The following is a 13,120-nucleotide window of genomic DNA, read 5'->3' as shown; positions in this document are numbered from 1 at the left end:
GTGCTCCCGCGGCGCGCCGGTCCCCGTCCGGCGCCCACGCCCGTCAGCCCCACTTCTGACCGTCCGAGCCGTCACAGGACACGGCTCGCAGCCCCTGCGGGCCGTCGTCCAGACATGTCCCGAGATCCGTGCTCCTGATCTGTACCGACGCGTCGGAAAACGCGGTGACCTGCCATCTCTGCGAGGCCGACCGCCTGCAGGACGCACCCCGCAGCCCCGGGGCACCGCTCTCCAGACAGGCGCCCGTGGCGTGGTTGCGCAGCGTACTGCCGCCGTCGGGAGCAGACTGCACCGTCCACCGCTGGTAGCTCAGCCCGTTGGGCTCGAACGACCGCAGGCCCTTGTCCAGGCTGTGGTCGAGACAGTTCCCGGTGGCGCGGTTGACGAAGATGCGGCTGTACCCACCGGGTTGTGCCTCTCCCCTCTCCGACGGGTGCGCGGCGTCCCCCGCGGCGGACACCGGAGCCCCGGACGGGGTCCCGGACACCCCCCAGAGGAACAGGGTGAGCGCACCGCCGCACACCAGCCCGGCACACGCGCCGCCCAGCGCCCAGGCCCAGCGACCGCGCACCCAGCCGCCTGCCGCACTCCGCCATCGGCCCAGGAGGGATTCCCTGCGCGCTTCGGGTTCCGCGGCCGGGGGCGGTTTCGGCTGGCTGCGGTCCGCCGCCTCCCACAGGGCGCGGTACTCGGCGGGGTCCGCGTCCAGGGCCCGGCACAGGTCGCGCACCGTGGCCCAGGGCGGGACGGTCCGGCCCTGCAGATACCGCGACAGGGACGAGTCGCTGATCAGCACCTCGGATTCCAGCGAGCGCAGCGTGCGGCCGGATCTGCGCTGCAACTCCCTCAGCGCCTGCCCGAGCCGCTGCCCCTCGCTCAGGTGCCGCCCGTCGAAGCCCATCACGCCGCCCCCTTCCGACGGCCCCGAACCGGTGTCCCGGCAGGCCGCCCCGTGTCCCGGGACGGTCACGTCCCAGCAGGCCAGGACCTTAGGGATCCCGACATCTCCGAAGCAAACGGGACAGCGTTGCACCAGTGCAGCCCGTCGCCGCAGACTCCTTCTCGTCCGGCCCGCAGCGGATGCCGAGCGCCCTACCACGGCCTCGGCCCCCTGGGCTCCGGACGTCCCTCCGACCTGTTCACGAGGCCGGATCCCCTCGCGGCCGCCATCCGGCCGCGCCCCTCCCACTGCTCCGGGCTACCGGAAGAAGGAGACCGCCATGTCCAGGAAGATCACCCGCCGCTTGGCCGCCACCGCGTTGACGGCGATGCTGTGCGCCGGCTCGCTCGCCCTGAACGCGCCGTCCGCTCCTGCGGCCGCACCGACCGCGACGCTCGCGGCGCCCGCGGCGGGGCTGTTCGAGGCGGCTCCCCGGCTCACCCGGGCCCAGGTGCTCGCCAGGGCGAAGACCTGGCTGACGGCCGACAACGGCCGCCCCGTTCCCTACAGCCAGAACAAGAGGTGGAAGGACGGGTACCGCCAGGACTGCTCCGGGTACGTATCCATGGCCCTCGGTCTGGCGAAGCCGGGCCCCAACACCGTCTCCCTGAAGAACGACGGGTTCACGCGCCGCATCGCGATGAAGGACCTCGCCCCCGGCGACCTGGTCATCAAGGCGAACAGCAACAGCGCCGACCAGCGCCACGTCGTGATCTTCGACGGCTGGGCCGACCGCGCTCACACCGCCTACCGGTCCTACGAGCAGGCGGGCGGTGTCGGAACCCGCTGGAAGCGGCACTCCTACGGAGTCAACGGCCGTGACGGCTACCACGCGTACCGACCCGTCAACGTCGTCGGCTGACCGTCCCACGCCCTGGCGCGCGGCGGACGTCACCGTTCCGCCGCGCGCCGGGTGCGCACCGTCCGTCACCCCCTCCCCACCACTCTCGAGGAGAGCCATGAACATGCTCCGCACGACCGCTGTCGGGATGCGCTCCGCAGCCCTGGCGTGTGTGCTGCTCGCCGTCGGCGCTGCCGCTCACGCCCCCGCGTTCGCGGCCGGGTCCGAGGCGGCCCGCGCCGCCGCGGCCGACACCGTCCAGACGCTGCGCAACGAGGCGACGTCCGCCTGCCTGGACGACAGCGAATACGGGGTCCGCACCCACGCCTGCCTGGGCAACGACCACCAGAAGTGGAACGTCCACCGGTGGGCCGACGGAACCCGTGAGCTGCGCAACCTCAAGACGGGCCGGTGCCTGACGGACCACCCCGTCGGCCAGGCCCGGCCGCACCCCTGTGACAAGGCCAAGGACCAGAGCTGGATCGTGCACCGCTACCCGGACGGTGCCGTCGAACTGAAGAACCAGCAGACCGGCCGCTGTCTGGACGACAGCCCGGCCCATCACCTGCGCACCTTCCCGTGCGGGACTCACGGCCAGAGGAGCGCTTACCAGACCTGGCGCTGACGGGAGAGCGGTCAGGCGGGGGTGAGGACGTCCTCGTGGGCGCCGTCGAGGACGAAGCCGTTGTCGAAGCGGACCCGGACCGTCACCCGGCTTCCCTCGCGCTGGAAGGCGGCCCACTGCGGCTCCAGGGCCACGACCTCCTCCTCCAGCCGCTTCCTGCTCTCCACGGGCATCGTGTGGCCGTAGTCGCCGAGCAGCGACTTCAGCCGCTCGTACTCCAGGACTGCATGGCCGGGGGGCCGCTGCTCCTCCACCCGTTCGACCGTGCCTGCGGTGCCCTCGCCCAGGGAGAGGAAGCCGACGACGGCGCCGGTGGGCCGCGCGACCGCATCGCCCAGCCCGATGTCCGCGGCGAGCTTCACCCGCTGGCCTTCGCTCAGGGTCATCGGTCCTTCGTCCTCCACCTCGACGGGCGCCGCGGGGGCGGTCAGCGGCGGCACCATTATCCGCCGGGCCCCGGCCGCCCGCGCCGCGGGCCCGTCGGCGGCGCGGGCCCGTCGGCGGCGCGGGCCCGTCGGCGGTGGCCCGTTGCGTCAGGAGACCAGGGGGCCGTCCTCCGCCTCGGTCAGCCTGACCGTGCACAGACCTCCGCGCTCGGTCTTCACCTCCGTCACCTTGAGCTGGGTGCCGGGCGCGAGGATGTACTCCTCCTCGCCGGTGAAGGCCGAGAAGCTCCGGATCCCCACCGCCCGGGAGGGGGTCACCTCGAAGAGCGTCCGCTTGCCCCGGCTCCCCAGGAAGGAACGGGCCACGCTCAGCTCGGAGGTGCAGGAGGACACGCCCCACCAGGTCACCGTCCCGCCCACCGGGTACTGCGCCCGCAGGTCCAGCGACACGCCGCGCCACAGCGGCCGGTTGTGGGCGGGCAGCTCCGAGACGGCCGAGAACAGCAGCCGGAGGTAGGGGACATAGGGGACCACCCTGGTCCGGTCCGGGGAGCGCAGGACGGCGTTGATCTCGCGGTAGAAGGCGGACTCGCAGGTGTAGAGGTGGAGCGCGGCGATCGCGTCGGCCGACAGCCGGCCGACGGCGGACGTCGCGTCCGCCCGGCGCTTGCCGAATTCGAGGGAGCGGTCGATGTGGCGGCCGAGGCCGGAGAGCACCTCGGCGACCGGTGCGAGCGCCTCCCGGAAGTCCATCAGCGGGGTGTCGAAAACACCCGTGATCGCCGGCAGGACGAGGCCCTCGTCCTTGACGCTGGTGAGCCGCTCCAGGTACAGCTGGTGCAGCTCCATGGTCGAGGCGATGAACGCCCCCATGCGGGCCGCGACGTCGCCGTCCGCGCCGGCGCCGGAGCCTCCCGCGGGCCCCTCGTTCCATCCCTTGCTCGGCAGCCAGTCGATCGGCTCGGCGCCCAGCGAGGCGAGGGCGTCGTTCACCGTGGCGAAGTGGTCGCCCTCGCAGAAGATGTCGCCCTGGGCCGCGGGGTTGGCGTGGTCGATGTGCCGTACCTCCACGTCCGGGTACTTCTCCTGGAGGCGCAGGACGACCTTCTTCAGGCTGCGGGCGTGGGCGCCCCACCAGGCGAAGACGACGCCTCGGTCCTCCTCGGCGGCGTCCTGCTTGGCCTTGAGGACCTCCTCGACGATCCGCTCGGCGACGGGCCGCCAGAAAGCGGTGTGCCGGTCCGCGCCCATCGCACCGTCGGCACTTGCCGTGAGGGCGGCGTTCAGCAGCAGCACACCCTGGGTGAGCATCGCCTGGAACCACTCCGGCGGCTGGACCGTGTCCTTTTCCTTCAACAGGGCGCGGACGTCGGCGATCGGCGTCTTCTTGACGATGCCGTACTTCCACATCGCGGCCGCCTTGATGAGGCAGCGGATGCTGACGACCCTGCCGAACTGGCTGTCCTTCCACTCGTTGAAGGTGTTGTCGAACATCGCGATGCCGGTGGCGCTCTCCGGCCGCGGGTAGGGGTTCTGGCCGAAGACGACGACCTTCCACTTGTGCGGCGGATTCGGCTTGAGGGCCTGGAAGGTCAGCTCGCGGACGGGGACGACCTCCGGGCTGCGGCCCTGGCCGATGAACCGGGCGGCGTCCGGCTGTGCCTCGATGACGGGCTTCAGGAGCGGGAGCCAGGGTTCGCCGCCGCCCTTGAAGAGTTCGGTGAGGTTCAGGGGGTCGTTGGGGTCGGACTGGGCCGGGGTGGTGGCGGCGTTGCTCATGGGGGAAGGGCTCCCGGTCTGCGTGCTCGTGGGGTGGAGGGGTCCGGCGGGATGGGCGGCGTCAGCGGCGAAAGGAATGCCCTTTCGGTGGTGTGATCCGCACCCGCTGCGCGGCCGGCGCGTCCTCGATCCCGTCGAGCTGTGCGGTGATCGTGGCGCGCAGCTCGTCGTCGTCCTCGAACCAGTGGTCGTGGAAGAGCGTGTATCCGGTCCACATCAGGTTCGCGCAGACGCGGGCGGGGACCCTGCCGGTCTGCGCGCCCATGCCGACCAGCGCCACCGAGCGGATGCTGCCCGGCACCTGCCGGTTCTGCCGGTGGACGGCCTGGAAGGCGGCGGCGCACGCCAGGGCCACGTTCAGCGTGTCCTTCACGTTCTGCGAGGACTCCACCATGGTCGGCGTCGATATCAGGTACCTCGGGATACTCGCCCCCGACGGGACGCAGACCGCGCTGCCCACCGGGAGGGTTCCGGCGAACCGGTCACGGATCGCGCGCTGCACCCGCAGCTGGATGCCGGCTCCGAGGTGCCGCTTGATCACGGCGTCGACGCCGCCGTCCATCCGGCCCCGGGAGTTGGTCGGGGTGACCCAGGCGTCGACGTCCTCGTCGAGGATCGATCCCCTGCGGATCTCGATCCCGGGGGTGTCCGCGAACGCCGCCCGCCACGCCTGCACCACGCGCTCGTTGACGTCGGTCAGCACGACCCTGAGCACGGGCTGCAGATGGTTCTCGGTCATCGTCCACTCCTGTCGGGAAACGGCCCTTCCAATACCCCCGACGCTATCGGCCACCACTGACAACGCGGCTGCGCTGCCGCTCCGGTGACCTGCCGTCACGGTGTGCACGGACGCTCCGGAGCCCCGGCTCCGGCCGCCGCGCGCGGCAGGGTCGGCGGGGAGCGTCTGCGGTGGATTCGCCCACCCGGGTGGCAACCGTCCGACCCCGTGCCGCCGTCCTTCGCGGGCCGTGCCCGGCCGGGCGATGATGCGTCGACGCGGGACACCCCGGCGGGGCGCGGCGGCCGGGACGCGCACTCCCGGCCGCCGGCCGCGGCCGGCGAGACGAGAGGAGTCCGCGATGCGGGAACAGGCTCGGGCAGGGGAACCGCGGACGGAGCTGGACGCGCGGTACAGCTCCCCCGGGGCCACGGCCACGCCGTGGGCGGAGGCCGCCGCCCGCCTGGAGGACTCGGAGATCTTCTGGCTGACGACGGTGCGCCCGGACGGACGGCCGCACGTCACCCCGCTGCTGGCCGTCTGGGCGGACGGGTCCCTCCACTTCGCCACCGGACCGGCCGAGCGCAAGTGCCTCAACCTCGCCGCCAACCCGCACGTCGTCCTCACCACCGGCACCAACAGCTACGGCGGGGGCCTCGACGTGGTCGTCGAGGGCGAGGCGGTCCGGGTCACCGACGAGGAGCGGCTCGCGGGGCTGGCGGCGGCCTGGGAACGGAAGTACGGCCCGGACTGGCACTTCGGGGTGCGGGACGGGGCGTTCGACAGCACCTCGGCCGTCGCCGCTCCCCCGCCGACGAAGCAGACGGCGGAGGCGGGCCGTGCGCTGGTCTTCGAGGTCGCGCCCCGTACCGCGTTCGGATTCGGACGGGGTGCGGAGTTCAGCCAGACCTGCTGGCGGTTCGGCGCGGGCGAGGGGTGAGACGTCCCGCAGGCGGCCGGGAAGAGTCGTCCTCACGCGGGCGGCCCGCGCGCCGGCGGCGGACCACGGCCTGCCCGCGGGCCTCCTGTCCTCCGCCCGCCGCGCCCACGAGCGGCAAGGCCGGCCCGTCTGGCACGGCTTCAGCGAGCCGGTGGTTCCCAGGCCCCGCGACTGGCGTCCCGGCCTGGAGGTCTGCGGCTACGGGTGGCCCCACGACACCGGCGGTGAATCCCCACCGGGCGGCCGCCGTCCACCTTGCCGGAGCGGGCACGACCGGTGCGGTCCTGCCGCGCGGGCGTTCCCTGCGTGCCGGTCCCCGTCCGGTTCGACGCCCACTTCCGGGCCTCGCGCCTCGTGGAGCGGGGAACCGCCCCCGAAGCACTCCTGCTGCGCCGCCTCGGCCCGTCCGCTCTCGGCTGCGCGCTCCGGCGCGCCGTGACCGTTCCCTCCCACCGTGACCGCGCCCGGCGGATCGTCCGTCGGCTGGCCGCGGAGGACGGGGTCGCCCGCGTCGCCGCGGCGTTCGAACCGCTGGCGGGCCGCTGCCCCGGGCCCGCAGTACCGCTTGCCGGTGGCAGGTGCCCGTTTCGGCCGATCCACGACGCGGCGCCGGACAGGGCGCAGGGCCCGCGGCATGGATCCCGCGGCAGCGGGCCGGCAGAAGAGCGGACCGTCCGTCCCTTCCCGAACCGGCCCGGACCCAGGGAGAAGCAGATGCCCACGTCGACGATGGCGCGGCTCGCCGTGACCATGGCCGCCACCGCCGTGTTCTCGACGACCCCGTCAACCGGCGCCGGCGCCGCCACCCCGGCTCCGGAGCCGAGGGTGCCCCGGGAATTCGTCGCGCTGGACTCCGTCGACCCGACGGTCATCCAGGAGATGCGCTACCTGTCGGCGCACAACTTCGTCGGCGAGCGGATCGACGGCTACCGCCGGCCCGTCTGCATCCTGACGCGGCCGGCCGCGGAAGCCCTGCACCGGGCGCAGACGCGCCTGCTGCCCCAGGGCTACTCGCTGAAGGTGTACGACTGCTACCGGCCGCAGCGGGCCGTCGACCACTTCGTCCGGTGGGCCGAGGACCCGGCCGACGAGCGGCGCAAGGCGGAGTTCTACCCGCGGGTCGACAAGGCGCGCCTGTTCGAGGACGGCTACATCGCCGGGAAGTCCGGGCACAGCCGCGGCAGCACCATGGACCTCACGATCGTCCCGCTCCCGGCGTTCCCCGCGCCCCCGCCGGGGCCGGGGCAGGAGTCGGTCCCCTGCTACGCGCCGCAGGCGGAGCGGTACCCGGACAACTCCGTCGACATGGGAACGGGCTTCGACTGCTTCGACACGCTCTCCCATACCGACAACCCGCGGATCCGGGGAGAGCAGCGCGCGCACCGCCTGCTGCTGCGGACGACGCTGGCCGCCGAGGGGTTCGCCAACCTGCCCGAGGAGTGGTGGCACTTCACCCACAGGCCCGAGCTCTTCCCGGACACCTTCTTCGACTTCCCCGTCTCGCGCCGCTCGGTCGCCGGGCACCGGCCCTGACGGGGGCGGCGGCGCACTCCCCGAAGACGCTCACCTCCCCGCGGCCACGGATCCGGCCGGGCCGAACCAGCGGGTGAGCGTCTCGGTGAGGCCGGCACCGCCGGCCCAGCAGACGTATCCGTCCGGGCGGATGAGCAGGGCCTCCGCGTCGATGGCGCCGGCTTCCGCCCGGGCCCGCACGCGGGTGATCCGGCCGTCCCAGGGGGCCGCCGCGTCGAGGGGGGCGCCCGTGAGGTCGAGCAGGATGCCGCGTCCGGTGCGCGTCAGCTCGCTGAACCGGACCCGCCCGCCGTCGACGAGGTCGAGGTCGAGGTCGGGCATGCGCAGGCCCAGCAGCGGATGGGCGGCGGCGTCGGGGGACGCAAGGCAGAGGTCGAGCCCGGCCATCACACCGGCCATGTACCGGTTGGCGTCGGGCAGGCGGAGCAGGTCGGTGAGCACGTCACGCAGCTCGCCGATCCCGCCGTCGCGCTGCGGCCCCATGACGACCCCCTGCGCCCGGGTGAGGGCGAGCACCCGGGCGGCCACGGGGTGCCGCTCGCTCTCGTAGGTGTCGAGCAGTTCCTCGCCGGCCTCGCCGCGCAGCACGGCCGCGAGCTTCCAGCCGAGGTTGAAGGCGTCCTGGACACCGAGGTTGAGCCCCTGGCCGCCGGCCGGGGAGTGGATGTGGGCGGAGTCGCCGGCGAAGAACACCCGGCCGTGGCGGTAGTGCTCCAGCTGTCTGCTGGCATTGCTGAACCGGGAGGAGTACCGGATCTCGGCGACGTCGAGCGCCCCGCCGTGCGTGGCGCGCAGCACCTCGCGGACCTCCTCGGGCGTCACCGGGGCGTCGCGCTCGGCCAGCATGGTCCGCGGGCCGCTGAAGATCAGCTTGTGGAGCCCGTCCGCCAAGGGCGTGATCATCGCGAAGTGGCCCTCGGGCGAGGTGCGGATCCGCGAGCTGATGTGTCCGGTGGTGCTGCGGTCGACGTCGCCGGTGAGGAGCAGGTCGGCGGTGCCCATGCGGACCGTGGCCGGCCGGCCGGGGAAGGCCGCGCCGACGATCTTGCGCACACTGCTGTGGGCGCCGTCGCAGGCGACGAGGAAGCGGCCCCGCAGCATCCGCTCGCCACCGTCCGGCGTGATGAGGGTGACGGTGACGCCGTGCCCGTCCTGGTGGAGGCCGGTCACCAGGTGCTCCCTGAGCACCTGGCCGCCGAGGTCGGCGAGCCGGTCCTCCAGCACGGCCTCCAGCCGGTCCTGCGGAAGCAGCACGGGGTGCGGATAGCGGGTGTCCCACGCCGCGTAGTCCAGCGGGACGGGGAGTCCCGCGAAGTGACCGCCGACGAGCAGGTAGTCGATCGACCGCCCGAGGGTGTCGTCCAGCAGGCCGCGCAGCGCGAGCATCTCGGCGGTCCGGGGCTGGATCGCCCCGGCACGGGACTGGAGGTTGCGGCCGGGAAGCCGGTCCAGCACGACGGCTGGTGCGCCGGCGAGGGCGAGCTCGGTGGCGAGCGTGAGTCCGGCTCCGCCCGCCCCCACGACGATGACACCGGTGACCTGCGTGTTCATGGAGCCTCCCGAGGCAGATTTCTTCACCTGGCAGAGAACTACACCCGGTGCAATTTTCGCCCGGATGCCGCCTTGCTATCGTTGGCCCATGGCTGAGCAACTCGGTCTGCGGGACCGCAAGAAGCAGCGCACCCGGCAGACGATCTCCGAAGCGGCACTGAGGCTGTTCCTGAGCCGCGGGTTCGACGACGTGTCGATCGTGGAGATCGCGGAGGCGGCCGAGGTCTCCAAGCGCACCCTCTTCACGTACTTCCCCACCAAGGAAGACCTGGTCCTGCACCAGTTCGCCGACCACGAGGACGAATCGGCCCGCGTGGTGCGCTCCCGTCCGGCCGGCACCAGCCCCCTGGCGGCCCTGTACGCGCACGAGCTCGACGCCCTGGCCCGGCGGGACCCGGTCACCGGGCTCGCCTCCGACCCCGACGCCGTGGCCTTCGCCCGGCTGCTCAGTACGACGGCGAGCCTCAGCGAGCGGCTGCTGCGGTACGCGGGGCGCAGCATCGCGGCCCTCGCCGGGGCGCTGGAGGAGGCGGGCGCCGACGAGCTCACCGCGCGGCTGGCGGCGGTGCAGATCGTCACGGTCCTGCGCGCGCTCGCCGACCGCAACAGCGAGCAGGTGCAGGCGGGCCGCCCCGCCGACGAGGTGTACCCCGAGGCCGTCGCCGCCGCCGACCGGGCCTTCCGCCTCCTCGGCACGGGCCTGGCCGAGGCCCTTCCCGGCTGATCCGGGCCGCTCCCGCCGGGCAGGCATGCGGCATCCGCCTGCGGGCAGGAGCACGGCATACCAGGAGGTACGCCATGACCACCGGCAAGGAGCACAACGATCACCCGACGTCACCCGCGAGCCCGGACCGGTACGTGCTGCCCGTGAGCGGAGACATGGACCTCGACCATGTCCAACGGCTCCGCACCTCGCTCAGGACCGGCCTCTCCGAGGCCCCCGAGGGCGCGGACATCGTCCTCGACCTGCGGAACTCGTCCTTCTGCGACTCCGCGGGCCTCAGCGCGCTGCTGACGGCCCGTGAACAGGCCCGGGACCGGGGCCATCACCTCCGGCTCGCGGCACCCAGCCACCAGATGATCCGGGTACTGGAGATCACGGGCACGGTCGGCCTCTTCACCCTCGACCCCGCGGTGCCGGCCTGACGCCGCCCGCACGCGTCCGCCTGCGGCGGCGGGGCCGTCGCAGGCGGACGCGTGCCGGAGGGGGACCGCAGACGAGTGGGCCGCGCGGCGACGTCCGCGCGGCCCACTCGATCAGAAGCGCGGCGTCGCCCGCGCGGCCCGCTCGTTCAGGAGCGGGGCTTCACCAGCGCGACGGCCTCGATCTCGACCAGCTGGTCGGGGAACGCCAGGTCGCTGACACCGAGGATGGTGTCGGTCGTGCGGTGGTTACCGACGTACTCCTTGTGCAGGCGCGCCGCCGTGTCGAAGTTCTTGCGCAGGTCCTTGGTGTAGATCTTCATGCTGACGATCTGGCTGCGCGGGATCTTGTAGTGCGCGAGCACCTTGTCCATGTTGGCGAAGGACTGGCGCACCTGCTTCTCGAAGTCGCCGACGCCCACCAGGTTCCCGGCCTCGTCGTGCGACAGCTGACCCGAGATGTACACCGTGTCACCGGCTCTGATGGCCTGCGAGTACCCGTAGGAGCCCTCCCACGGCACCCCGAAGCCGAAGTGGTCCCAGCCCCGGCGCGACTGGTCCTGCGCGCTGGCCCCCTGCGGTCCCACGACGGCGATCATCGCGGCCACGACCGCGGCCACCACGGCAGCGATACCGAACCTGCGCCCTGACTTGGTCATACCCTTTGTCCTTTCGTCCCCAGTGGAGCCTGGCGCGACGAGAGTGACAGGGCGCGAGCGAGAATTCCTCGAACGGGAATCGATCCCGCGTCGAACGGCCCCGCCCTGTTCCGCACAGGGCGGCTCCACCGCCCGGAGGCGGGTCCCCGACGGGCCGTCCGCCCGGGCTCCGGCGTCACGAGCCTCCGGAGGCCTTCCGCAGCCCGTGCCGCCTCCGGGAGTCCGGGGGCCGGTGCGGCGGTGGATCCGGGGCGTGCGGGCGGCGCCCCGACGCTGCGCGCCGGCCAGGAACAGCAGGGGACGCCGACGCGGACCTCCTCGCTCCGGACGTCCTGCCCGGGCGAGCGGGACCAGGTGCCGGGGACGGCCGCCGCACCGCCCGCCGGTGGCCCGTACGCGGGCGGCAGGCCCGCGGCGAACCCGAGGACGCCGGACAGGCCCGTTCCCGCCGCCCGGCGCCCCACCCCACAGGGGGCCGCACCCGCCCCCGGCCCGCCGGGGAGCCCGGGAGGGACTATCCGGCGGGCCGCTCCAGCCCGGTCAGCAGGACGTCGAGGGCCAGGTCGGTCGCCTCCGCCAGCGGGGTGTCGTCGAGGAGCGAGCCCACGGCCAGGGTGGCCAGGCCGTGGACGGTCGAGAAGGCGACCTGGGCGAGGCGGGCCGGGTCGCCGGCGCGGACGACGCCCTCCGCCTGGGCCCGCGCGATCAGTTCGGCGGTGGTGTCCAGGCTGCGGTGCCCCAGCTCCCGGAGTTCCGCGCTGGAGCCGTCGGCGTGCTTGGCGCTGAACATCAGTTCCAGCAGGGGCGCGTGGGCGACGGCGAACTCCACGTACGCCCGCCCCAGGGCGGCCAGCCGCGCCGGCACCGGCCCGGGCGCGTCGGCGGCGGCCCGCAGGCGCTCGTTCAGCCGGTCGAAGCCGCTGACGGCGAGGGCGTCCAGCAGTGCCCGCCGGTCGCGGAAATGGCGGGACGGCGCGGCGTGGCTCACGCCGAGGTCGCGGGCCAGGGCGCGCAGCGACAGGCCGTCCGCGCCCGACTCGGTGAGGACGGCCTCCGCGCGCTCCAGCAGAGCGGCCCTGAGGTTGCCGTGGTGGTAGGGCCCCTCGGTCAAGGCGGGCTCCCCTCTTCCTGATGTTGTCATTGACTACAATGATGCCGCCGCCTACATTCGAGACCATTCAACACGTGGAAACGGAGCAGCCGACGATGCCTATGACATACCAGGGGACCGTGGCCCTGATCACCGGGGCGAGCGCGGGCCTCGGTGTCGAGTTCGCCCGCCAGTGGGCCGCGCGCGGAGCGGACCTCGTCCTCGTCGCCCGCCGCCTCGACCGGCTCGACGAGATCGCCGCGGATCTGGAGAAGCGCTACGGGATCACGGCCCACGTGGTCGCAGCCGACCTCGCCCTGCCCGGGGCCGCGGCGGCGCTGCGCGCGGAGCTCGACGCCCGCGGGATCACGGTCCACACCCTCGTCAACAACGCCGGCTTCGGCAGCCACGGCCCGTTCGCCCGGCAGGACCCCGCGCAGATCAACGAGATGATCCAGCTGAACGTCGTGGCCGTCACCGAGCTCACCCGGGCCTTCCTGCCCGGCCTCGCGGCCGACGGGCGCGGCGCGCTGGTCACCGTCGCGAGCGCGGCTGCGTACCAGCCGACCCCCGCGATGGCGGTCTACGGCGCCACCAAGGCCTTCGTCCTCAGCTTCACCGAGGCCGTCGCCTACGAGACCCGCACCTCGCCCCTTCGGGTTCTCGCCGTCTCGCCGGGGCCGGTCAGCACCGAGTTCTTCGACGTCGTCGGCAGCCGGGACGCGGCCGTCGGCCGGATGGCCACCCCCGAGCAGGTGGTGACCGCCGCGCGCCGCGCGCTGGAGCGCGGCAAGACCCCGCCGAGCATCGTCGCCGGCCTGGCCAACCGGATCTCCGCGGCCGCCGCCGCCCTGACGCCGCGGCGCGTCACCCTGGCGGTGTCGGGACGGATCCTGAAGGCCTGATCCCGCAGGC

General features: G+C 73.5%; 14 protein-coding genes. 7 read left to right on the top strand and 7 right to left on the bottom strand.

Going from position 1 to position 13,120, the window contains the following annotated elements:
• Positions 1 to 43: 43 nt before the first annotated feature.
• A complete protein-coding gene (locus tag ACFY15_RS10655; RefSeq protein ID WP_390691195.1) occupies positions 44 to 901 on the bottom strand; it encodes an RICIN domain-containing protein in 858 nt (285 codons plus the stop codon).
• A 319-nt stretch (positions 902 to 1,220) separates the two neighbouring features.
• Between ACFY15_RS10655 and ACFY15_RS10650 the strand changes: the two genes are divergently transcribed.
• Both ACFY15_RS10650 and ACFY15_RS10645 read left to right on the top strand, forming a co-directional pair.
• Complete coding sequence (locus ACFY15_RS10650) at positions 1,221 to 1,802, top strand: hypothetical protein (protein ID WP_390691158.1); 582 nt, start codon at positions 1,221 to 1,223, stop codon at positions 1,800 to 1,802.
• Positions 1,803 to 1,905: 103 nt separating this feature from the next.
• Entirely contained in the window at positions 1,906 to 2,406 is a 501-nt protein-coding gene (locus tag ACFY15_RS10645; RefSeq protein WP_390825352.1) for an RICIN domain-containing protein, read from the top strand.
• An 11-nt stretch (positions 2,407 to 2,417) separates the two neighbouring features.
• Here the strand turns inward: ACFY15_RS10645 and ACFY15_RS10640 are convergent, their stop codons facing one another.
• The 3 genes from ACFY15_RS10640 to ACFY15_RS10630 all read right to left on the bottom strand — a co-directional run bounded on the left by ACFY15_RS10640 (position 2,418) and on the right by ACFY15_RS10630 (position 5,310).
• A complete protein-coding gene (locus tag ACFY15_RS10640; RefSeq protein WP_390691160.1) occupies positions 2,418 to 2,792 on the bottom strand; it encodes a hypothetical protein in 375 nt (124 codons plus the stop codon).
• Positions 2,793 to 2,939: 147 nt separating this feature from the next.
• On the bottom strand, positions 2,940 to 4,571 hold the full coding sequence (locus ACFY15_RS10635) for an ADP-ribosyltransferase domain-containing protein (protein ID WP_390825351.1): 1,632 nt from the start codon (positions 4,569 to 4,571) through the stop codon (positions 2,940 to 2,942).
• Positions 4,572 to 4,632: 61 nt separating this feature from the next.
• A complete protein-coding gene (locus ACFY15_RS10630; protein WP_390825350.1) occupies positions 4,633 to 5,310 on the bottom strand; it encodes a macro domain-containing protein in 678 nt (225 codons plus the stop codon).
• Between the two features lie 340 nt (positions 5,311 to 5,650).
• Here ACFY15_RS10630 and ACFY15_RS10625 point away from each other — a divergent pair, with 340 nt between their 5' ends.
• Together ACFY15_RS10625 and ACFY15_RS10620 are read left to right on the top strand one after the other, a co-directional pair.
• The gene (locus ACFY15_RS10625) at positions 5,651 to 6,229 is read left to right on the top strand and encodes a pyridoxamine 5'-phosphate oxidase family protein (protein WP_390825349.1); all 579 of its coding nucleotides are present in this window, start codon (positions 5,651 to 5,653) and stop codon (positions 6,227 to 6,229) included.
• Between the two features lie 714 nt (positions 6,230 to 6,943).
• Positions 6,944 to 7,762 (top strand): M15 family metallopeptidase, encoded by an 819-nt coding sequence (locus ACFY15_RS10620; RefSeq protein ID WP_390825348.1) that lies wholly within the window; start codon positions 6,944 to 6,946, stop codon positions 7,760 to 7,762.
• A 30-nt stretch (positions 7,763 to 7,792) separates the two neighbouring features.
• Here ACFY15_RS10620 and ACFY15_RS10615 read toward each other — a convergent pair whose 3' ends face one another.
• Positions 7,793 to 9,313 (bottom strand): FAD-dependent monooxygenase, encoded by a 1,521-nt coding sequence (locus ACFY15_RS10615; protein ID WP_390825347.1) that lies wholly within the window; start codon positions 9,311 to 9,313, stop codon positions 7,793 to 7,795.
• 88 nt (positions 9,314 to 9,401) lie between these two features.
• On the opposite strand from ACFY15_RS10615, the gene ACFY15_RS10610 reads away from it, so the two are divergent.
• Positions 9,402 to 10,037: a TetR family transcriptional regulator gene (locus ACFY15_RS10610; protein WP_390691166.1), complete on the top strand. Its 636-nt coding sequence runs from the start codon at positions 9,402 to 9,404 to the stop codon at positions 10,035 to 10,037.
• Positions 10,038 to 10,111: 74 nt separating this feature from the next.
• On the top strand, positions 10,112 to 10,459 hold the full coding sequence (locus tag ACFY15_RS10605) for an STAS domain-containing protein (RefSeq protein WP_390691167.1): 348 nt from the start codon (positions 10,112 to 10,114) through the stop codon (positions 10,457 to 10,459).
• 146 nt (positions 10,460 to 10,605) lie between these two features.
• On the opposite strand, the gene ACFY15_RS10600 is transcribed toward ACFY15_RS10605, so the two are convergent.
• Both ACFY15_RS10600 and ACFY15_RS10595 read right to left on the bottom strand, forming a co-directional pair.
• Positions 10,606 to 11,115, bottom strand: a complete 510-nt coding sequence (locus ACFY15_RS10600; RefSeq protein ID WP_366456209.1) for a RidA family protein — start codon at positions 11,113 to 11,115, stop codon at positions 10,606 to 10,608.
• A gap of 514 nt (positions 11,116 to 11,629) precedes the next feature.
• A complete protein-coding gene (locus ACFY15_RS10595; protein ID WP_390825346.1) occupies positions 11,630 to 12,226 on the bottom strand; it encodes a TetR/AcrR family transcriptional regulator in 597 nt (198 codons plus the stop codon).
• Positions 12,227 to 12,321: 95 nt separating this feature from the next.
• Here ACFY15_RS10595 and ACFY15_RS10590 point away from each other — a divergent pair, with 95 nt between their 5' ends.
• Positions 12,322 to 13,110, top strand: coding sequence for an SDR family NAD(P)-dependent oxidoreductase (locus ACFY15_RS10590; protein ID WP_390825345.1), 789 nt, complete (start codon positions 12,322 to 12,324; stop codon positions 13,108 to 13,110).
• The last annotated feature ends 10 nt before the right edge of the window (positions 13,111 to 13,120 follow it).

It is taken from the genome of Streptomyces sp. NPDC001373 (assembly GCF_042895815.1).
GTDB lineage: Bacteria > Actinomycetota > Actinomycetes > Streptomycetales > Streptomycetaceae > Streptomyces.
Note: the sequence above shows the minus strand (reverse complement) of the source record. Positions and strands in the feature narration are given on the sequence as shown.

Coding starts and splice junctions, on each gene's coding strand:
- ACFY15_RS10655 (WP_390691195.1), bottom strand. CDS start 901: ATGGGCTTCGACGGGCGGCACCTGAGCGAGGGGCAGCGGCTCGGGCAG.
- ACFY15_RS10650 (WP_390691158.1), top strand. CDS start 1,221: ATGTCCAGGAAGATCACCCGCCGCTTGGCCGCCACCGCGTTGACGGCG.
- ACFY15_RS10645 (WP_390825352.1), top strand. CDS start 1,906: ATGCTCCGCACGACCGCTGTCGGGATGCGCTCCGCAGCCCTGGCGTGT.
- ACFY15_RS10640 (WP_390691160.1), bottom strand. CDS start 2,792: ATGACCCTGAGCGAAGGCCAGCGGGTGAAGCTCGCCGCGGACATCGGG.
- ACFY15_RS10635 (WP_390825351.1), bottom strand. CDS start 4,571: ATGAGCAACGCCGCCACCACCCCGGCCCAGTCCGACCCCAACGACCCC.
- ACFY15_RS10630 (WP_390825350.1), bottom strand. CDS start 5,310: ATGACCGAGAACCATCTGCAGCCCGTGCTCAGGGTCGTGCTGACCGAC.
- ACFY15_RS10625 (WP_390825349.1), top strand. CDS start 5,651: ATGCGGGAACAGGCTCGGGCAGGGGAACCGCGGACGGAGCTGGACGCG.
- ACFY15_RS10620 (WP_390825348.1), top strand. CDS start 6,944: ATGCCCACGTCGACGATGGCGCGGCTCGCCGTGACCATGGCCGCCACC.
- ACFY15_RS10615 (WP_390825347.1), bottom strand. CDS start 9,313: ATGAACACGCAGGTCACCGGTGTCATCGTCGTGGGGGCGGGCGGAGCC.
- ACFY15_RS10610 (WP_390691166.1), top strand. CDS start 9,402: ATGGCTGAGCAACTCGGTCTGCGGGACCGCAAGAAGCAGCGCACCCGG.
- ACFY15_RS10605 (WP_390691167.1), top strand. CDS start 10,112: ATGACCACCGGCAAGGAGCACAACGATCACCCGACGTCACCCGCGAGC.
- ACFY15_RS10600 (WP_366456209.1), bottom strand. CDS start 11,115: ATGACCAAGTCAGGGCGCAGGTTCGGTATCGCTGCCGTGGTGGCCGCG.
- ACFY15_RS10590 (WP_390825345.1), top strand. CDS start 12,322: ATGCCTATGACATACCAGGGGACCGTGGCCCTGATCACCGGGGCGAGC.